The organism is Ectothiorhodospira shaposhnikovii (assembly GCF_022227765.1).
Classification (GTDB): domain Bacteria; phylum Pseudomonadota; class Gammaproteobacteria; order Ectothiorhodospirales; family Ectothiorhodospiraceae; genus Ectothiorhodospira.
Genome location: NZ_JAJMLZ010000004.1, coordinates 74,894 through 92,158, shown reverse-complemented (window position 1 = coordinate 92,158; position 17,265 = coordinate 74,894). Strand labels below are relative to the sequence as shown.

The 17,265-nt window shown below is 56.9% G+C and carries 25 protein-coding genes; 10 read left to right on the top strand and 15 right to left on the bottom strand.

Annotated features, from left to right (window positions below):
* Positions 1–41: 41 nt before the first annotated feature.
* From LQD11_RS06875 to LQD11_RS06820, 12 genes are all read right to left on the bottom strand, one after another.
* Positions 42–887, bottom strand: a complete 846-nt coding sequence (locus LQD11_RS06875) for a DUF6651 domain-containing protein (protein ID WP_238616882.1) — start codon at positions 885–887, stop codon at positions 42–44.
* A gap of 32 nt (positions 888–919) precedes the next feature.
* The gene (locus tag LQD11_RS06870; RefSeq protein WP_238616881.1) at positions 920–2,419 is read right to left on the bottom strand and encodes a phage portal protein; all 1,500 of its coding nucleotides are present in this window, start codon (positions 2,417–2,419) and stop codon (positions 920–922) included.
* 57 nt (positions 2,420–2,476) lie between these two features.
* Positions 2,477–3,721, bottom strand: a complete 1,245-nt coding sequence (locus tag LQD11_RS06865; RefSeq protein ID WP_238616880.1) for a terminase large subunit domain-containing protein — start codon at positions 3,719–3,721, stop codon at positions 2,477–2,479.
* Between the two features lie 23 nt (positions 3,722–3,744).
* Complete coding sequence (locus LQD11_RS06860; protein WP_238616879.1) at positions 3,745–4,386, bottom strand: hypothetical protein; 642 nt, start codon at positions 4,384–4,386, stop codon at positions 3,745–3,747.
* A 334-nt stretch (positions 4,387–4,720) separates the two neighbouring features.
* Positions 4,721–4,999: a hypothetical protein gene (locus tag LQD11_RS06855; RefSeq protein WP_238616878.1), complete on the bottom strand. Its 279-nt coding sequence runs from the start codon at positions 4,997–4,999 to the stop codon at positions 4,721–4,723.
* The gene (locus tag LQD11_RS06850) at positions 4,996–5,883 is read right to left on the bottom strand and encodes a hypothetical protein (RefSeq protein WP_238616877.1); all 888 of its coding nucleotides are present in this window, start codon (positions 5,881–5,883) and stop codon (positions 4,996–4,998) included. The genes LQD11_RS06855 and LQD11_RS06850 overlap by 4 nt, the downstream gene beginning before the upstream one ends.
* Before the next feature lies 1 nt (position 5,884).
* Positions 5,885–6,265: a RyR domain-containing protein gene (locus LQD11_RS06845; RefSeq protein WP_238616876.1), complete on the bottom strand. Its 381-nt coding sequence runs from the start codon at positions 6,263–6,265 to the stop codon at positions 5,885–5,887.
* Positions 6,262–6,552 (bottom strand): hypothetical protein, encoded by a 291-nt coding sequence (locus LQD11_RS06840; protein ID WP_238616875.1) that lies wholly within the window; start codon positions 6,550–6,552, stop codon positions 6,262–6,264. Before LQD11_RS06840 ends, LQD11_RS06845 begins: the two co-directional genes overlap by 4 nt.
* Positions 6,549–6,923 carry a Gp49 family protein gene (locus LQD11_RS06835; RefSeq protein ID WP_238616874.1) on the bottom strand — a complete coding sequence of 125 codons (375 nt, stop codon included), beginning with the start codon at positions 6,921–6,923 and terminating at the stop codon, positions 6,549–6,551. Before LQD11_RS06835 ends, LQD11_RS06840 begins: the two co-directional genes overlap by 4 nt.
* Positions 6,923–7,567 (bottom strand): ATP-binding cassette domain-containing protein, encoded by a 645-nt coding sequence (locus LQD11_RS06830; RefSeq protein ID WP_238616873.1) that lies wholly within the window; start codon positions 7,565–7,567, stop codon positions 6,923–6,925. The genes LQD11_RS06835 and LQD11_RS06830 overlap by 1 nt, the downstream gene beginning before the upstream one ends.
* Positions 7,558–8,220, bottom strand: a complete 663-nt coding sequence (locus LQD11_RS06825; protein WP_238616872.1) for a ParB/Srx family N-terminal domain-containing protein — start codon at positions 8,218–8,220, stop codon at positions 7,558–7,560. The genes LQD11_RS06830 and LQD11_RS06825 overlap by 10 nt, the downstream gene beginning before the upstream one ends.
* 111 nt (positions 8,221–8,331) lie before the next feature.
* Positions 8,332–9,027 carry a ParB/RepB/Spo0J family partition protein gene (locus LQD11_RS06820; RefSeq protein WP_238616871.1) on the bottom strand — a complete coding sequence of 232 codons (696 nt, stop codon included), beginning with the start codon at positions 9,025–9,027 and terminating at the stop codon, positions 8,332–8,334.
* A gap of 66 nt (positions 9,028–9,093) precedes the next feature.
* Here LQD11_RS06820 and LQD11_RS06815 point away from each other — a divergent pair, with 66 nt between their 5' ends.
* The 9 genes from LQD11_RS06815 (at position 9,094) to LQD11_RS06775 (ending at position 13,401) form a co-directional block, all read left to right on the top strand.
* Entirely contained in the window at positions 9,094–10,719 is a 1,626-nt protein-coding gene (locus LQD11_RS06815; RefSeq protein ID WP_238616870.1) for a DEAD/DEAH box helicase, read from the top strand.
* A gap of 44 nt (positions 10,720–10,763) precedes the next feature.
* Positions 10,764–10,973: a hypothetical protein gene (locus tag LQD11_RS06810; protein WP_238616869.1), complete on the top strand. Its 210-nt coding sequence runs from the start codon at positions 10,764–10,766 to the stop codon at positions 10,971–10,973.
* A gap of 58 nt (positions 10,974–11,031) precedes the next feature.
* Positions 11,032–11,271, top strand: coding sequence for a hypothetical protein (locus LQD11_RS06805; protein WP_238616868.1), 240 nt, complete (start codon positions 11,032–11,034; stop codon positions 11,269–11,271).
* Positions 11,268–11,519, top strand: coding sequence for a hypothetical protein (locus tag LQD11_RS06800; protein WP_238616867.1), 252 nt, complete (start codon positions 11,268–11,270; stop codon positions 11,517–11,519). Before LQD11_RS06805 ends, LQD11_RS06800 begins: the two co-directional genes overlap by 4 nt.
* Before the next feature lie 79 nt (positions 11,520–11,598).
* Positions 11,599–11,880 carry a hypothetical protein gene (locus LQD11_RS06795; protein ID WP_238616866.1) on the top strand — a complete coding sequence of 94 codons (282 nt, stop codon included), beginning with the start codon at positions 11,599–11,601 and terminating at the stop codon, positions 11,878–11,880.
* Between the two features lie 20 nt (positions 11,881–11,900).
* Positions 11,901–12,116 (top strand): hypothetical protein, encoded by a 216-nt coding sequence (locus LQD11_RS06790; protein ID WP_238616865.1) that lies wholly within the window; start codon positions 11,901–11,903, stop codon positions 12,114–12,116.
* A gap of 4 nt (positions 12,117–12,120) precedes the next feature.
* Positions 12,121–12,318: a hypothetical protein gene (locus tag LQD11_RS06785; protein WP_238616864.1), complete on the top strand. Its 198-nt coding sequence runs from the start codon at positions 12,121–12,123 to the stop codon at positions 12,316–12,318.
* Positions 12,315–12,776 (top strand): dCMP deaminase family protein, encoded by a 462-nt coding sequence (locus tag LQD11_RS06780; RefSeq protein WP_238616863.1) that lies wholly within the window; start codon positions 12,315–12,317, stop codon positions 12,774–12,776. The genes LQD11_RS06785 and LQD11_RS06780 overlap by 4 nt, the downstream gene beginning before the upstream one ends.
* 187 nt (positions 12,777–12,963) lie before the next feature.
* Positions 12,964–13,401: a hypothetical protein gene (locus LQD11_RS06775; protein ID WP_238616862.1), complete on the top strand. Its 438-nt coding sequence runs from the start codon at positions 12,964–12,966 to the stop codon at positions 13,399–13,401.
* Here LQD11_RS06775 and LQD11_RS06770 read toward each other — a convergent pair.
* The 3 genes from LQD11_RS06770 to LQD11_RS06765 form a co-directional block, all read right to left on the bottom strand.
* A complete protein-coding gene (locus LQD11_RS06770; RefSeq protein ID WP_338081477.1) occupies positions 13,398–13,985 on the bottom strand; it encodes an anaerobic ribonucleoside-triphosphate reductase activating protein in 588 nt (195 codons plus the stop codon). The genes LQD11_RS06775 and LQD11_RS06770 overlap by 4 nt on opposite strands.
* A gap of 68 nt (positions 13,986–14,053) precedes the next feature.
* Positions 14,054–14,203: an anaerobic ribonucleoside-triphosphate reductase gene (nrdD, locus tag LQD11_RS15570; protein ID WP_276315672.1), complete on the bottom strand. Its 150-nt coding sequence runs from the start codon at positions 14,201–14,203 to the stop codon at positions 14,054–14,056.
* A 26-nt stretch (positions 14,204–14,229) separates the two neighbouring features.
* A complete protein-coding gene (locus LQD11_RS06765) occupies positions 14,230–15,975 on the bottom strand; it encodes a ribonucleoside triphosphate reductase (protein WP_276315671.1) in 1,746 nt (581 codons plus the stop codon).
* A gap of 148 nt (positions 15,976–16,123) precedes the next feature.
* On the opposite strand from LQD11_RS06765, the gene LQD11_RS06760 reads away from it, so the two are divergent.
* Positions 16,124–17,218: a BRO family protein gene (locus LQD11_RS06760; RefSeq protein ID WP_238616860.1), complete on the top strand. Its 1,095-nt coding sequence runs from the start codon at positions 16,124–16,126 to the stop codon at positions 17,216–17,218.
* Positions 17,219–17,265 lie beyond the last annotated feature (47 nt).

Below are 17,265 nucleotides of genomic sequence, written 5' to 3'. Positions count from 1 at the left end.
AAGTGATAGGTAACTGTTTACTTACTATTTCGGGCGCAACTTCACTTGGAGGTATTCAGGGCAGCGGCGATTTTGGTCGCCCCACGCAGCTCCGGCTTCGCTTGCGGAGTCTTGCCGGGAAGGGTCTGACTGTTCGCGCCAGGCTTGGCTTTGGCACGGTACAGATCGTCCCGGTCGGGGTCGGCATCCACCAGCTTCTTGATGGCCTGTTCAAAGCTCAGATGATCGCCATTGGCGTCCACCAGCGGGGCGCGATCTTTTGCGCCTCTGGGCTTGTCGTAAGCCACCACGTTGCCGTCAACCACATCGAAGTGAGGGCCATACACTACTCTGGCCTTGGCCGGAGTCAGCGTCAGTTCGTCGGCAATGAACTTGGAGGCGTCGAAGTGATGGCCGACGGTCAGGCGCTCAATCACCTGCTCCCGCTCGGTCAGCGAGGACTTGAGGGTGCTCAGCTCTTCACGGACAGCCTTCAGCTCATTTTGGTGAGCGTCGGCCATCTGCTTTTTCAGAGCCTCCCATTCGCCCTTCTCCTCCAGCTTGCGCTGCTCCTGTTCCTGGCGCTCCTTCAGCAGCGCCCGAACTTCGTCCGCGTTGATGCCGTCGAACTTTTTGACCTGCTCTTCGAGGTCACGGATGCGTTCCTTTTTCTGCATCACCTCCTTGAGCAACTTGGCTTCGGCATCGGAGGGCTTTCGACCTTCCTCCTTTTTGCCGTCACCTTCGTTGTCGCCTTCGCCCTTGGGCTTGGCATTTTCGGGGTGATTGTCGCCCTTGGAACCTTCATTACCAGCGCCACCGGAAGCACCGCCCGCGCCACCATCGGCGCCGGCCTCGTCCCAGTAACCACGGGCAATCAGGGTTCTGCGAATACGTCCAAAATTCATGGTTGGATTTCCTCTATCGACCAGTCTCTAGGTCAGGTTGGTTGGCCGGTATCTTGGCCGGTATCTGTGTTGACAGCCGATCCATACAGGCTGTCAACGGGATCTTTCGGGGGCCACGTCTGCAACTCGCCATCAATGGACTTTCTGAGGTCGTCCTTGAGACGTGGGAACAGCTTGTCCACCAGCGCCCGCATTTGTTCGCGGCGAACTGCACTGGGGGCTTCCAGCAGCGCAAGGCGACTGGAAATGTCGAACTCGTCCACCAGGCGGCGAACGTCAAAGGAATCCGGGTACTTCACCAGGTCTTCAGGCTCTTCCTCGCCATTCCAGAGACACACCAGACGAACCAGATTGGCCTCGCAGCGGTCCAGAGAGTCGCCCTTGCTGGCCAACAGAGAATTGACCCGCTCAAAGTCGTATGCCTTGGCCACGCCTGAGCTGTTGTCGATGCCGACCGAGTTATCCTGCTTGGTGCGCTCGCCGGCCATACCGACTGAGTGGTAGATTTCATTGATGATTTGCTTGACCACTTGCAAAATCAGCTCGGCCTGCTTCACATCTGGAGATAGATAAAAGGGCTGACTGCCGCCTTCTCCGTCAAACAGAAATACGCGCTTGGTGCCCATTTCCAGCAGCTTGTTGTAGGCGTCATCGCCCGGCAGCAAGCCTTGCGCCGGCATGGCGAGCTGACTGAAGGATTGGTCCTGAATGATGGCGTCCAGGTTGGACAGATAATTGGCCACTGCTCGGTCAAGGTAGGCAATGTCGCCTATCAGGGCCGGTGCGCTGTAAAGGTCGTCCGTCTCGATGTTGTCGAAGTTGAACACTGGAACCACGCCAAGACCGTGCTCGGCACCGTCAATCTGGTGATAGGTTTTGCGATTGCCGCTGCCCTTCTCTTCAAACAGCAGCCAGTATTCTCTGGTCCACAGGCGGAAGCGCCGGATCAGCTTGCCACTGGAGTCGAACGGGTCCGCGTCATCCCTGGCGCTTTCCTCGATCAGAATCCAGTTGAGGTTCTGCTCTTTGTCAAAGCTCATATCCAGAACCATTTGCGGTCTGACAAAGTAGGAGTAGGTGCGGATACCGGCCTTTTTCTCATCCCGGCGGCTGATCAGGCTGCCGTCGGCCTTGGTGTTGTCCACCACCACCCAGATTCGACCGAAGGTGCTGGATTTGAGGGAGAGTTGACGCATGTACTGCTCGATGGGCTGACCGGCCCTGGTGGCCCGCATCCAAAATTCCTGCACGACTTTGGGCGCGTCTTCGTAATTGCGATGCACTTCAGCCTTGAACAGATACTTGTTGACCAGATCGACGATTTCCCGCGTGTGGTTGAAGCGATAGGCGCGCTTCACGCGATCCTTGTACTCGCCATCGCCTTCCTTGATGTAGCGAAAAATGTGATCATCAAACCACTCGCGGCCACCGTTGTAGCAGCTTTCCAGAAAATCCCAGTGCGACACGCCAGCCTCGAAGCCGGGGTGTCGCCGCTTAACCAGGGTTTCAATTTCTTTGCTTGAAAGTGCCACGGTTTTTCTCTGGAAGAATGATTATAGTTTAGTAACCACTTACTTATTATGTCAAGCCTACAAGGACACGCCGGCAATCTCGATCTTGCGCAAGGGAAATTCAATTTCAACCGGGTATCCCAGCGCATCGGTCGAATGCTCAAGACCACCTGACTTGTCGATGTCTCGACTGCCGGGCTTGTATATGGTCTGCTCAAGCGACTCAATAAGCGAGCGACAGGAGTGGTTTATCCTGAGCCTCACCTGGCCATCGCCTGATCTCAACATGCGGTTGACGGCGTTCACTCGGTCGGCCACAAATGGATGCTTGCGGCGATACTTGATACGTCTGAAACCACGTTCGCGGAAAATGTCCAGGTCCGACTCGCCTCTTGCGTGCTGTCTTGCGCCACCAGCCGGGTCCGGATAGATGGTGATTTGCTTCTGATAACGCCAAAACCTTCGCTCCAACTCGTCACAAACGTCCTGGGTGTTGGAGCTGAAGCGCACAATCTCGTCCACCGCCCATACTTCGCCGGAAGGTTGAGGCTGCAAAATCACGGAGGACATGGGATCAATGTTGAAGTCCTGACCCACCCAAATCGGCAGCGCAGGATTGAACGGATACTCGCCCACATGAACCGACCGATCAAATGGGTAGTAGACCAATCCAGACATGGACAAAAAAGACGCCTCGAACTCCTGCTGGAAGCTCTTTTCATCCATATCCCTTCTGGCGGCCTCAAGCTCTTCCGCCGGGATGAACGGGGACATGGCCGTGGTGAACTGCCAGGATCTCCACCGGCCGATCCGGGTCATTTCGGCCTTCTGGCCCAGTGACCAAAGTTCGTACAGATGATTGAAGCTCTTTGGCGTCCCAATGAACAGCGCATGACCGCCAGTGGAGGTCAGCGTGGGACGAAGCACCTTGGTCCACACGTCGCCGCGCATGTCCTGAAACTCATCCATGACCAGAAAATGCAGACCCACGCCACGCAAACTGTCGGGCTTGTCGGCGCCTTTAAGCTCAATCACCGTGCGGTTGATCAGCTCGATTCGCATGGCCGTTTCATTGACGCGCACAATCCATTTTTTCGGTAGCGCGTCGAGCAGATCAGACCACATGATCTGCTTTGCCATGCGATAGGATGGTGCGACGTACCAGATTCGACGCTTCTGAACTCTTGCCATCTTGATGATGGCGGCTCTGGCTAGGAACGTCTTGCCGAATCTGCGCCCGGCCACGACAACCTTAAACCTGGCAGAGTCCTGCAATACCTCGAACTGCTTTGGATGCAGGCTGAGAGAGACGGCCTGGGCCACGGAAGTTGCCGGCGGAAGTCCAGTCACGGCGAGACTTCCTCTTCTTCCTCATCCCCCTCGATACAGTCATCCAGATCGTCCTCAAGATCCGAAAGATCCAGATCCTCATCGTCGCCGGACGCTGCACGCTGGACCGCCGCAATCTCGTCTGCGGTCATTTCGGAAATGGTCAACTCCGGAAGCTGATCGTCGCCAATATCGTCAGGCTTGATATTGAGGACTCGAAACAGCTCATTGGAACCCGTGGAAACCACGTTCATGGCCTTCTCGATGGCCTTGAGGTTGTCGAGCTTGGTGGCGATGGGAACGCGGGCCTTGGCGGCGCTGACAGCCTCACTCATGGCCATCTTGGTCAGGGCCATGATCCACTCGTAGCTCTTTTCCCGCGTCTCCATGACGCGCTGAGCGTGAATCAGAGCCTCTTCCTCGGCTGCGCGGCCGATTGCCGCCTTCACCTTCTCGGCATACTCCTTGGACTTTGCGCCCTTCTCCGAACCGCGCTTCTTGAAGCCTTTTGACAGAGCCTCCTTGCTGATACCAAAGCGGTTGGAGAGGTCTTCCAGCGTGTAATTGCCGGACTCCCATAGAGTCGCAGCTTCAATCCAGTCAGCTTCGCCAAGGCGACGCGAAGAGCTGCCTGGCTTTCGTGGCGCGGGCGCTCGCATTAACTGGGAACCTCAAGGAAGAAAAAAATGGGCGGGGGGAGATGTGCCCGCCCAGTAAGCAGAGGGTATGTGTCAAGAGTCAGACGCGACGAAGAAGGGGGGAAGGCGCCGCGTCTGGGGTGATTATACCTGCTTTTTCTGAAAATATCGTCACTCATTACTTACCTTTCCGGCGATAACTTGGGTCCGCATCCTTCCTCTTCGTCTGGGGCGACCCATATGGGGCGTTTCGGGGGTTTGTATTTTATTTAATATCTTCTTACTTCTTAAAACAAAGAAAACAATAAACTACGTCGAGCGCAAACGCCCCATATGGGGCACCCAGATGCCGGCGCTACAGGGACACGCCGATCTCTGACGCGGAGAGGGCCGGCGCCGTCACCTGCATACCCTTCGGGGTTGGGGCAATAACCCGCCTCTTCTGACCACGGCGCTTTTCCAGAGGAAGTCTCCGGATGCAGCCGTGCCCCTCCAGAATCCGCAGAGAGAGCTTGATGGCATCCTTTCTCGCGGGATAAGGCACCCGCTCGATGATCTGGTCCACGTCCACAAACGAACCGTCCGGATTGCCACGGTTCACCACCATCAGAATGGCCCGCTGTTTCTTGGTCATGCTTTGATTCGCTGAAGATCCAGCGGCTCGCTGGGTTTTTGGTTGTCAAATGCCAGCAGCGGCAGGCGCTCCGGCAGTGCCTTGCCAGCGTCCGGATTGCGATAGACGCCGTACATGGGGGTGGAGAACACAAGCTGAACGAGACTCTTGATTAGACGGGTGTTGCTGTAGGTCTTGATGCGCTCAAGGTTCGGTCCATGCAGGTTGGTCCCGGTTTGCTCTCGGGCCGAGTTCTTCAGGTAGAACAGGCGCAGCTCATCAAGCACACGCTCCCGGTACGCCTCGGGCATCGCCTCGATCTCGGCCAGGATGCCCAGCGCATCCGCCGGGTGGCTGTCGAAGTGCCGCGTGATCAAGGTCAGGCCCTTCTCGTAGGCGTTGGAGTGCTTTGGCTTGGCGAATTGAAATCCGGCCCGAATGGCAAAGGGATTGAACCGGCTCATTGAGGACTGGATTTCAACGAAGGACTTGCCTTCCATTCTGGCTACCAGGTTGAGAAACCGATAGGACACACCGGCGGCCCGGAACATGGTGTCCACCACGATCCGCGAGTTGAGAACAAAGTGCCGGTTGACGAACTTTGCCCGGTGGACGTTGACCAGGTGGGTGTCCTGGCCATTTCTGAGCTTGGGGAAGACATCATGGCGGCCAGACAGCAGCAGGCGCGGGGAAGACATCATGGCCACGCCGACCAGTTGGCCATCCAACATGCAGCGATACACCCGGCCCAGCACCCGGCCTTCGCCCTTGTAGTGCAGTTCCTGCAGCGCCTTCCAGTCATCGTTCGTTCCGCGCTCAACATACATGCCGGAAAGCAACGGGAAAGCCCCTGAGAACGTCTCGGGGCGCTCCACAAGAATGTCTGCTGTCTCGGTCAAGATCATGTCAGTTTCGCGCCTCTACGGGCTTCTCGTTGATCTTGTCCATCAGGGCATGAACAACGGCCCGGAACAGGTGATCCTTGGTCTGCTGGGAGCGTGGCAGATCGACAAAGGGAATCATGCAAGGATGCAGCTTCTTGGCCTCGTCCTTGCGGTGGCCGTACCGCCAGCCTTCGGCTCTTTTGTACTCAAGCCAGTTTTCGTGGCTGGCCTCGGGGCCGGCCTGTGGGTTGGTCAGATGAAACCTTACTCCGGCAATGACCGACTCGCGCAGCCACTGCGGCGTCTCTTCCCATGGCTTTTGAGTGTCGTCGTTGGTCGCAGCCAGACAGTAGGCCCGGTTGACCTCATGGGCGACCTTGGCAACGTCTTCGACGCTGATCATGCGGATTCCCACCCTGCCGGGAAGTTGTCCGTATCCGCATCCACGGCCTCTCGGTTTTTGACGTGCTCCGTCTCGCCAGCGCACTTCACCAGCACCCAGTCGTCTCGGAACATAAAGGACAGGGTGTAATCCAGATCCTCCGTGCTACGAAGGTCCATCACCTGACCATTGCGCCTGTGCATGTCGATGGATTTGGTTTCGTTGTTCCACCTCCAAAACCCACCCCACTCCGGCAGGGCAATCGCATGGCCGCGCTTCAAATAGCTGTAGGCTGCCTGAAATTTCATGCCAACTTCTCCTTCAGCGCATACCCCATCAGAGGCCACACCTTCTGAACAGCGTTCATCCGGGCACGCTTTCGGCCCAGGTCGGCATCGAAGTTCTCCGGCGAGGCGCAGGCCGACTCTCCGGTAACGGTGAATCCATTGCGCAAAACCAAAACGCAGAAGGTCAGCAAGCCCAGCGAAGCCAGATCACTGTCGTCAGCGCAAGGCGCTTCGCGTCCAACGTAAGTTTCTGCATGAATGGCGCCGGCCCGACCGTCGAGCGCAGTGAAGAAGTGCTCGGCCACGATGTTCGCCTCGATATCCTCGGGCGTCACGCGGGGGGCGTTAAGCCCTTTGGCCTGGATTTCCTGCTCAATTTGGTTGTCGTTCATCACTTTTGCTCCACGGGCCGCTCGACATGCAGGCGGTCCCGGTAATACTTCTCGATGTACAGGGAGGGCTGGAGACTTTCCCGAAGGTCCATGTGGGTGGTGGCAACGATGACCGTGGCCCCGACCTTGCGGGCGATCTTCTGCAGATTGAAGGCGACCACGGCTGCGGTGATCCGATCCAGAGTGGCAGTAAACTCGTCGGCCACCCACACGGTTGATCCAGACTCGATCAGCTTGGCCAGCCGGAATCGGTACTTTTGGCCGTCGGAGAGTTCTTCTGGCTTGCGGATGAACAGGTAGGCGTCATTGAGGCCGGCCAGAGACAGCAGACGGATGGCATCGGCCATGTCGGTGCCCACCTGATCAATCAAGGCGCGGCTTTCCATGGGCACCATGTCGATGTTGGCCACCTTGGCACCGTGCTTGACCATCTCCTGCTCGATCTCGCGCAGGATGATCGACTTGCCGGACCCTGACTGGCCGGTGACATACACCACGTCGCCCTGGCGAATCTCCAGCTTCAGGTCGTCGTAGATCACAAATTCCTTTTCAGCCAGGCCCAGACCAAAGGCTTCGGCCACCTCAAGCACTCTTGGCGAGCGTTCCGCCGTGGAGCTGAACTTCTTGGTGATGGTCAGTTCCATGACGCCTCCACCAGCCCCTGAACAAACTCAACCAGCGCCTCGGCGCCGCTCTTTCCGGACTCGCTCTCCAGTTGGCTCATGAAGCGGGTAACGACGCGGGCCTGTTCGATGGTGAAGCCGGAGAATCCGAACGCCTCTTGCAGCTTGACTGTGCGCTCCTTGGCATCCTTGACGTGACGATCACCGGCCTGAGCCTGCTCATTGACCTCGGCATTCAGGTCTTCCACCAGGGAATCCAGATCCATTTCGGTCAATTCTTCGGTCAGGAAGGACAGCTCTTTTTCGTCGAAGCCAATCACGCCAAGATCAAAGGCGGCGCTCTGCAGGCTGCGCAATTCCTCCTGCAGCAGATCGGCGTCGATTTCACCGTAAGCCACCCGGTTGTCCGACAGACGGGCAGCTTTGACCTGCTCCGGCGTCAGATCGCGCCGAACCAGTACCGGCACCTTGGTCATGCCAAGCTGCAGGGCGGCCAGGCGCCGGCCGTGGCCCTTGATGATCACGCCGTCCTTATCAACGACGATGGGCTGGTCCCAGCCAAACTCACGAATGGCATTGGCCAGCTTGTTGATCTTCTCCGGCGTGTGCTTTTTGGCGTTCTTCTCGTAAGGGATCAGCCTGCCAATGTCCCACGACTCAAGCTGCTGGCTCATGCGGCCTCCAAGCAGTCAAAGGGACTCTCTTCTTCGCGCTCCTCGAAAAACTCGCCAGCGTGACACTCTTCGCAAAGGTCGGTGTGTCGGTTATCGCAGTCGTGGCACTCGTCAAACTTGTCCATCTTCAGTCTCTACGGCGTTGGTAATCAGCCACACCAGGGCATCGCCGGCATTGGTCAGCGAGTCCTGTTCGGTGAAGCCTTGAGTTTTCATGATGCGCTCCAGCACCTCGGACACCCTCGCGGCATCTTCGGATGGCACCTTGAAGCGCATGACTTGGTGGGTCTGAATCTTCGGCAGGGTCGGAAATTCGATATGGGTAGGCTCTTCGTCGTCTTCGATGCCTAAGTCTTCCAGCTCTATACTTGTGCTTGAGAAGATCGACTCAAAATCGACCTGGCTGAAAGGCATAAAGGTGGCCAACTCTTCCGGACTGCCAAGTTCAGAAAGGATTTCGGAGAGCTTCTGGGAGTCGTCCGCGCCATATCGACTGTTGTCAATCAGGGCGATTTCCTTGGCCTTGTCGTCAGAAATCTTGCCAAGGTTCAGAATCGGCACGCTTTCAAAGCCCTTGCGAATGGCAATCACATTGCGATGGTGTCCGCCCAGAATTTCAAGGCGACCGCTCTCAAGGGTGCGAACCAGAATCGGCTTGAACATGCTCAGCCGGTCAACGCTGGCAGAGAGTTTTTCTTCGTTTTCCGGCGTCACCACGTTGGGGTTGAACGGGTTTGGAAGCAAGGTTTTGGGATCAGCTTGCGACAGTTGCATATTTGCGATCTGCAAGGATTTTCGTTCCATCATAATGGGTGACAGATAACCTACTGGTGACTTATCTTATACGACAAGATTCCTACAGGCAAACCAGCGATGAGTCAAGTCCTTCAAATTGCGCATAACGCAGTCACCGCCAAATTGGTAAACCCATCAAGGGAGATCAAGCTGGAGGTGTCAACCCTGCTTTCCTATCGAGTCAATGGTGCCGAGCATTCTGGAGCCTTCAAAAGCGGCAACTGGGATGGTCGCAGCACCTTCTTCGACTTCCGTCAGGGCACTTTCCCAGCAGGTTTCGTTGGGTATGTGCAAGAGAAGCTGTCAGGGCGCGGCTATGTCGTGCAGATCGTCAGAAAGCCGCTGCCGGAGCCACTGGGGCCGGAGAATCCGGTCATCGACACCTTTGGCGACGATCCCAAGTACGACTATCAGATGGAAACGGTGAGGCGTCTGGAGAGACACGGGCGGATAATTGCCCAGGTCGCCACCGGAGGGGGCAAGAGTCGGATTTGTCGCCTCGCTTACGCAAGAATCAAGCGCCCTGCCCTGTTTCTCACCACCCGTTCGGTGCTGATGTACCAAATGAAGGATGCCTTTGAAGAGGCTTTCAAAATCAAGGCCGGCGTCATGGGCGACAGCGAGTGGTCCCCGAGAAAGGGGTTCAATGTGGCTATGGTTCAGACGCTGATCGCCCGGCTCCTGCCCTTTGACCCCAAGGCAGAGCTTGAACGAATGAAGGGTGAAAATCTCAAGGCTCAGGCCAAGGCACTCAAGGAAGGTGTTGCGTACAAGGAGATGCCAGTTGAGGCGATGAAGCGGCAGATTCAGGCCAAGATGAAGGCGCACGAGGATAGACGCGCACTGGTCAAGCGGATTTTGGCCTACTTTGAGTTTGTGATTCTGGAAGAGGCCCACGAAGCATCGGCCTCTGGCTATTACGACATCCTCAACGCCTGCAAGAACGCGCATTACCGACTCGCCCTGACCGCGACACCCTTCATGCGCCAGGACGAAGAAGCCAATATGCGCCTGATGGCGGTGGCCGGTCAGGTCGGCATCAGGATCAGCGAAAAAATGCTGATTGACCGTGGCATCCTGGCAAAGCCCTTCTTCAAGTATGTGGACCTGCCAAAACCTGACAAGCTCTATCGGACAACGCCGTGGCAGCGCGCCTATCGTATCGGCATCGTGGAAAACAAGGAGCGAAACCTTGCTATCGTCAAGGAATGCCTCAGAGCCTCGAAGCTGAACATGCCATCCATGGTCCTGGTTCAGCATCAGCGCCACGGTGAAATCCTGCAGGACATGATGGAGAGGGCCGGAATCCGCGCTCAATTCATCTACGGCAAGCACGAGCAGGAGCAGCGGCGGGCCGCTTTGGGCGCCCTTGGAGATGGCTCGCTGCAGGTGCTGATCGGGTCCACCATTCTCGATGTGGGCGTGGACGTGCCGGCAGTGGGCCTTGTAGTTCTGGCCGGCGGCGGCAAGGCTGAGGTTGCCCTGAGACAGCGTATTGGCCGTGGTCTGAGACGCAAGAAGTGCGGTCCCAACGTGGCTCTGGTGGTGGACTTTAGCGACAGTCACAACGCGCACCTGAAGGAGCACGGCGCAACGAGACGCGCCATTGTCGAGGCCACCGAGGGCTTTGTCGAGAACATCTTGCCCCCTGGCGCCGACTTTGATCTGGCCGGGATGGGGTTGCTTGGAAGGAAGGCGGCATAAGTAACTGGTGATATAATTGGCGGGTCCAAAAATGAGGCCCGCCAATGTTTCGCTACCTGATCCTTACCGAAGTCAACATCTTCAACCTCATCATCCTCGCCTCCATCCTCTCCGCCCTCTTCTTCCTCCGAGAACCGCTTGCCCTTATGGCCTTGATTCTGCTCAGGCAGCCCTCCGAGCAGGGCTACCACGCCGGGGCCGATGCCGACGGTCAGAGTGGAATGCGCTCCATAGGATTTGTGCAGGACGAGTAGAAAGTTAATTCATCACTGACTATACTCGTGGCACGGGAAGAGCATCGGAGGAAGGACCGTGTTGACCACCCAAGAAGAACATGACCGTCTGGAGCGCCAGTCACTGACGCTCGAAGAGAAGTGCCAGAGAGTATGGGACAGTTGCCAGACCGAAGAGCAGCGCAAGGTGACCTTGCGCTTTTTGGCCCTGGCACGCTGCAAAATCGTCTGCGGCCGCCGCCCTACCCTGATGGAAGAGGCCACCGAGGCCATGAGGTTCATCTGCGCCTCGGCCCGCATCGACAGGAGAAGCGCATGATCTCCGCGAAAAACATCACGGCCGGGAGAATTGAGGGGCCTGGCCATGCCGGCAAGCTCACTCTGAATGTCACCTTTTACGGCTCCACGAAACAAATTATTGCCCTTGGCAAGTTGATCAGTACGGCTGGGGATCTTTCCTATCTCCTTGATCTGATCGAAGATTACAACAATGGGGGAAAATGCAGTCGTGACGAGAAAAAGATCGAGTCATGTCAGACCAAGGGAGAGTTCGCCGGAACTTGGTGATCTCGACCCTCCGGCATCGTGGGTCAGGATGTACGGGGACGAGTGGCGAGCATTCGTCATCGAATACTGGAAACCTCAAATGCGCCTCGAAAACCCTTATGTTCTGGTGAATGGAAGCCTGGTCAGCGATCCGCTGAATCTTTCAATCGTAAAGCCGTTGGACAAGGTGCAAATTCGACGCGGCCGGATTGTCGAAAAGACAGGAACAAAAAACCTGAAACTGACCAGAGCCATTCGTACTTGGCGCTACGAAATGTCAAAGTTCCGAATGGTTACTGCCAAGTGCCCCATTGATAAAGTGCCATTGGTGATCGCAGCCATTGAGCACCTTGGCGTTAATGTTATAGGAAGCAAAAAATGAGACTGCAAAGGTACAGAGCAATGAAGAAAATCAACGAAAAAGCCACCGAATTGGTCAAGATCACTCTGGTGACTTTGACATTTCTGATGATCTTCGTGGTGCCACCGGCATCTTTGGTCACGCACATCATCAACTGCCTTCTGAATGAAAAATACCTGCTTTTGATTATCGGCGTGATCGCTTTTCCCGTGGGCATCATCCACGGCATCGGGATTTGGTTTGGCGTAAACTGGTAAATAAGTGAGTGATTACTTAATGAAAATTGAAGTCAAGTGGGAAAATATCGACAAGGAATCGTTTGTGGAAGAGTTCGAGGTCGAGACGCCGGAAGAGCTTGCCAAAGTTGAGCGTGACCTGGTGGACAAAGGCGCGGTCACTCTTTGCGTTACGCCTCTGGATGGCCCCATGACTGACGAGTGGATGGGGGTCGCAGAATGAGCGCAGCAGAGCAGGAGTTGGTCAGTGAAATCGGTTGGGACGACTATTTTCTGTCGCTGGCAATGGTCGCCTCCAGAAAGTCGAAAGATCCCTCAACCAAGGTTGGCGCGGTCATCGTCAGCCCAAGTCGTGAGCATGTGAGTTCCGGATTCAATGGTCTTCCCAGGGGCGTCAAGGACGTGAACATGCCCCGCGAAGAGCGCATTCGAAGAACCATTCATGCGGAAGAGAATGCCATTCTTTTTGCCCGTCGTGACCTTGCCGGCCACACGATTTACATCACCGCCCCGCCCTGCTCTTCGTGTGCCAGCAAAATCGCGCAGGTCGGTATCAGCCGTGTTTGCTTCATGGAGCCTACGGAAGACTTCATTCAGCGTTGGCGACAAGACATTGAGTGGGCGCTTGACACTTTCAGGCAAGCAAACATCGAAGTCTCCGTTTTCAGGATGACGGCGTGATGCTCAGGGACAACACCGCATGTACCGGCAGCCGGGCGCACGGGACCGTCCACTGCGACAGACGCGATGAATGTCTGCGACACATCGTATGGCGCAGCCCAGGAAAGCTCAACGAACGCTATGACGCCTGGACCATCGCAATGCCTGACCATTCTCCCTGTACCAATTTCGTTCCAAAGGAATCACCATGAAGAAGCGCGGACGTAAACCAAAGCAGTTCACCCAGGAAGAGATCAACCTGATTCTGAACTATGCAAAAGACCCAAACAAATCCTGGCTGGATCTGAAGGATGAGCTGGGCTATTACCAGCAAGGCGCCATGGAGGACATTCTGATTGACCACGGGGTTGATTGGGTGTCGAAGAAGTCCGGACCCAACCCGATTGATCCCAGGCTGAGCGAAGCAACTCTCACGCGCCTACGCGACATGGCCGCCTCCCGCGATCACACCAAGGAGGACGGGATGAAGCTGCTGGGGCTGGACAGTCGATATAAGCTGAATACCGTCCTCAAGTATTACGGCATCGTTTGGGTACCCAAGAAGCACGAGCTGACCTTTCTGAAAAATCGCGCCCCCATGAGCGCGAAAAAGCCGGAGCATCACTTCACCCCGGCCAGGATTTAGGGCTTTATCGGCATTGCAGGCGGTCTGTACTGTTGCAGGCGGTGGTCACTGACTCCCGCCTGTTTCAGTTTGAGGGTCAGGGCCTCAATGTAAGGCTCTACGGGCGGCGCAACGGTCGTTCTGACCTGAAGACACACTCCGGAATCAATCGCCAGCTCAAGGCTTTCCCAGGCGGCCTCTCCGGAGCCGGGAATCCCAGTGATAGCCTCGTAGTGTTCCGGCAGCGTCTTGATGTCCAGTCCCAGCCAGTCGATCAGCGGGAGAACACCTGCAAGGCGCTTAGGGTAGATACCTGCCGTGTGCAGACCCACCTTGAGTCCAAGTGCTTTTACAGCCCCTATCGCATCTGGCAGACCGGCCTGCAGGGTCGGCTCGCCGCCACTGAACACCACCGCATCCAGAAGTCCCTTGCGTGAGGTCAAAAAGTCGAGCGTCTGGCGCCAGGTCATTTCACCGTCCGGCCTGGCAGAAAGCAGATGGGCGTTTTGACAATAGCTACAGCGCCAGGGGCACCCTTGCAGAAATACCACGGCGGCAAGCTCGCCCGGATAGTCGATGGATGTCATGGGCGTCAGACCGCCCACGCGAATGTCAGGACGAGCGCCTGCCGGCAGGACCGGCAGGACACTGGCTTGGGTTGGGCCGGCAGGCTTCACTGCGGCTCTTTGAAGCAGACCCGATCCTTGTGTTCGGACTGCTTGCCCTTGTTGAAGGCCGATACGGGGCGATGGTAGCCCATCACTCGGGTCCAGACTTCGCAGCGGGTACGCTCTTCATCCTTCAGTTCGATTTGATCTTGCATGATTGTCTCCTTGAGAGGTAATGGTTTCAGGCAGCTTTGAGTTTGGCCTTCTTGCGAGCGATGATTTCCTCGTCGCATTTGGGGCAGAAGGTGTGTTCACCGGCGATGTACCCATGCTTGGGGCAAATCGAGAACACTGGCGTCACGGTGATGTAGGGCAGCCGGAAATTCTCCAGCGACCGGCGTACCAGACGCTTACAGGCTTCCGCAGAGGACACCCGTTCGTTCATGTACAGGTGCAGCACGGTCCCGCCGGTGTAACGGGTCTGCAGAGCCTCCTGGCGGGCCAGCGCCTCGAAGGGATCGTCGGTAAAGCCCACCGGGAGCTGGGAGCTGTTGGTGTAGTAAGGCGCCTCGTCGGTGCCGGCCTGGATGATGTCCGAATACCGCTTCTTGTCCTCGCGGGCAAAGCGGTAGGTGGTTCCTTCGGCCGGCGTTGCCTCCAGGTTGTACATATTCCCCGTTTCCTCTTGGAACTCCAGCATCCTGGCGCGGACATGATCCAGCAGACGCAGGGCCATGGCATGACCAAACTCCGTGGTGATGTCCTCGGCATCGTGGGTGAAGTTGCGGATCATTTCATTGATGCCATTCACGCCGATGGTGGAGAAGTGGTTGCGCAGGGTACCCAGATACCGCTTGCTGTAGGGGAACAGGCCGGTTTGCATGTGGTCGGTAATGAACTTGCGCTTGATCTCCAGGCTTTCCTTGGCCAGATCCAGAAGATGATCCAGGCGCTGCATCAGGCCGGCTTCGTCTCCACGGAAAAGATACCCAAGGCGGGCGCAGTTGATGGTCACGACGCCCAGGGAGCCGGTCTGTTCCGCCGAGCCAAACAAGCCGTTGCCACGCTTGAGCAGTTCCCGCAGGTCAAGCTGCAGCCGGCAGCACATGGAACGCACCATGTTGGGCGACAGCTCCGAATTGACGAAATTCTGGAAATACGGCAGGCCGTACTTGGCGGTCATTTCAAACAGGCGCTGGGCATTTTCGCTTTCCCAGGGAAAGTCTTGGGTGATGTTGTAGGTGGGAATGGGGAACGTGAACACGCGACCCTTGTCATCGCCCTCGGTCATGACCTCGATGTAGGCCCGGTTGATCATGTCCATCTCCGCCTGCAGGTCGCCGTAGCAGAAATCCTGCTCCCGGCCGCCGATGACGGGCACCTGCTCCCGCAGGTCTTCCGGGCAGACCCAATCGAAGGTCAGATTGACGAACGGAGCCTGACAGCCCCACCGGGACGGCACGTTCAGGTTGTAGATCAGTTCCTGCATGTGCTGCTTGACCTGCTCGTAGGTCAGGTTGTCGATACGGACAAACGGAGCCATGTAGGTATCAAAGCTGGAGAACGCCTGAGCGCCGGCCCACTCGTTCTGCATCGTGCCCAGGAAATTGACGATCTGGCCCACGGCGGAGGAGAAGTGGCGGGGCGGCGCCGACTCCACCTTACCCGGCACGCCGTTGAAACCTTCCACCAGCAGGGTGCGCAGGGACCAGCCAGCGCAGTAACCGGCCAGGAGGTCGAGATCGTGAATGTGATAGTCGCCGTCGCGGTGGGCCTGACCCACGGCTTCGGGATAGACGTGGCTCAGCCAGTAATTTGCAACCACCTTGCCGGAGGTGTTGAGGATCAGGCCGCCCAGAGAGTAACCCTGGTTGGCGTTGGCATTCACCCGCCAGTCGGAACGGTCCAGGTACTCTTCGATGGACGAACCAACGTCAACTTTGGGCTTCTGGCCGGATTCTGCGGAGGGAAAATGAGGTTGCTGCATGGACGATTCTTTCCGTGGAAATCAATATTTGGGGGCTTGGAATTATATCAAGCACACTATATTGATTTGGCCACTGGAACCGGCAACCTTCCGAGCCTTCCTTCTATAACTATGGTGAGGCCGATTGAGGTCGTTGCCAGGAGCAAAAATGAATACCGAGATCATCACCTTTGCCTTTCAAAACCACGAAATCCGCTTTGTCCTTCGTGATGGTCAACTTTGGATGGTCGCCAAGGACTTGCTCAACGCCATGGGGACCACCATCCCAGTGACCAGAGCAGAGGCTCTGATCGAGAAGAAACTTGGCAAGGGCATGGTGGACGAGCAGAGCATCCGCGTGTCCAGCGGCATCATCGCCGTCAAGATCATCACCCACAGCGCGGCGGTCATGATGCTGTCCAGAAGCAGCACGGCAAACAGCGTGCGGGTCAGTCAGTGGCTGAACGATACGGTCATTCCGGCGCTTTCAAACCTGCCGGAAGTCGAACCGACGCCGGAGACGGAACCGGAGATCGCTGGCGTGCCCGAGCCGGTGGCTCAGACGCAGCCAAGAGAGGTTCCCTTCATGTTCGAGGGGATGGATGTCAGGGTGACGGAGGTTGGCGGGGAGCTTTGGTTTGTGGCCAAGGACATTGCCGAGGCGCTGGGGTACACCAAGTTCGACAGCAATCTGGTCAAGCATGTACCTGAAGAATGGAGGGGTACGAATCCGATTCGTACCCCATCCGGTACTCAAGACTTGACTTGCCTTTCCGAGCCTGGACTGTACTTCTTTTTGGCTCGCAGTAACAAGCCCAAATCGCTCCCCTTCCAGAAGTGGATCGCCGGCGAAGTTCTCCCGGCCATCCGCAGAACCGGGGAATACCGTGCCCAACCAGAAAACGCCTTCGACATCCCCAAGACACTGCCGGAGGCGCTTCGGCTGGCAGCCGACCAATGCGAGCGCGCAGAAAGGGCCGAGGTCATGGTTCGTCATCAGCAAAAGACCATCTCAACCATGGGACAGCATCTGAACTACCTGACCGTGGACGAATACCGCGCCCTCACCCACCGCTACATGACCAAGAGCCAGAAGGCTTCGCTGGGCAGCCGTGCGGCCAGGATCTGCAAGGAGAGAGAAATACCGATCCAGGTACAGCGGCGCCAGATTCAGCGTGACGGGATGGTTCGTGAGATCCAGGTCAACGAGTACCCAAGGGCTGTGCTGGAAGAGATCGACGGTCAGAGCGTGTTTGGCGGCTGATGCTTTGGCAACGAGAAGGGGGTCAGTGCGGCGCCCCCTTCTTGCTC

Coding starts and splice junctions, on each gene's coding strand:
- LQD11_RS06875 (WP_238616882.1), bottom strand. CDS start 887: ATGAATTTTGGACGTATTCGCAGAACCCTGATTGCCCGTGGTTACTGG.
- LQD11_RS06860 (WP_238616879.1), bottom strand. CDS start 4,386: ATGCGAGCGCCCGCGCCACGAAAGCCAGGCAGCTCTTCGCGTCGCCTT.
- LQD11_RS06855 (WP_238616878.1), bottom strand. CDS start 4,999: ATGACCAAGAAACAGCGGGCCATTCTGATGGTGGTGAACCGTGGCAAT.
- LQD11_RS06850 (WP_238616877.1), bottom strand. CDS start 5,883: ATGATCTTGACCGAGACAGCAGACATTCTTGTGGAGCGCCCCGAGACG.
- LQD11_RS06845 (WP_238616876.1), bottom strand. CDS start 6,265: ATGATCAGCGTCGAAGACGTTGCCAAGGTCGCCCATGAGGTCAACCGG.
- LQD11_RS06840 (WP_238616875.1), bottom strand. CDS start 6,552: ATGAAATTTCAGGCAGCCTACAGCTATTTGAAGCGCGGCCATGCGATT.
- LQD11_RS06835 (WP_238616874.1), bottom strand. CDS start 6,923: ATGAACGACAACCAAATTGAGCAGGAAATCCAGGCCAAAGGGCTTAAC.
- LQD11_RS06830 (WP_238616873.1), bottom strand. CDS start 7,567: ATGGAACTGACCATCACCAAGAAGTTCAGCTCCACGGCGGAACGCTCG.
- LQD11_RS06825 (WP_238616872.1), bottom strand. CDS start 8,220: ATGAGCCAGCAGCTTGAGTCGTGGGACATTGGCAGGCTGATCCCTTAC.
- LQD11_RS06820 (WP_238616871.1), bottom strand. CDS start 9,027: ATGATGGAACGAAAATCCTTGCAGATCGCAAATATGCAACTGTCGCAA.
- LQD11_RS06815 (WP_238616870.1), top strand. CDS start 9,094: ATGAGTCAAGTCCTTCAAATTGCGCATAACGCAGTCACCGCCAAATTG.
- LQD11_RS06810 (WP_238616869.1), top strand. CDS start 10,764: ATGTTTCGCTACCTGATCCTTACCGAAGTCAACATCTTCAACCTCATC.
- LQD11_RS06800 (WP_238616867.1), top strand. CDS start 11,268: ATGATCTCCGCGAAAAACATCACGGCCGGGAGAATTGAGGGGCCTGGC.
- LQD11_RS06795 (WP_238616866.1), top strand. CDS start 11,599: ATGCGCCTCGAAAACCCTTATGTTCTGGTGAATGGAAGCCTGGTCAGC.
- LQD11_RS06790 (WP_238616865.1), top strand. CDS start 11,901: ATGAAGAAAATCAACGAAAAAGCCACCGAATTGGTCAAGATCACTCTG.
- LQD11_RS06780 (WP_238616863.1), top strand. CDS start 12,315: ATGAGCGCAGCAGAGCAGGAGTTGGTCAGTGAAATCGGTTGGGACGAC.
- LQD11_RS06775 (WP_238616862.1), top strand. CDS start 12,964: ATGAAGAAGCGCGGACGTAAACCAAAGCAGTTCACCCAGGAAGAGATC.
- nrdD (WP_276315672.1), bottom strand. CDS start 14,203: ATGCAAGATCAAATCGAACTGAAGGATGAAGAGCGTACCCGCTGCGAA.
- LQD11_RS06765 (WP_276315671.1), bottom strand. CDS start 15,975: ATGCAGCAACCTCATTTTCCCTCCGCAGAATCCGGCCAGAAGCCCAAA.
- LQD11_RS06760 (WP_238616860.1), top strand. CDS start 16,124: ATGAATACCGAGATCATCACCTTTGCCTTTCAAAACCACGAAATCCGC.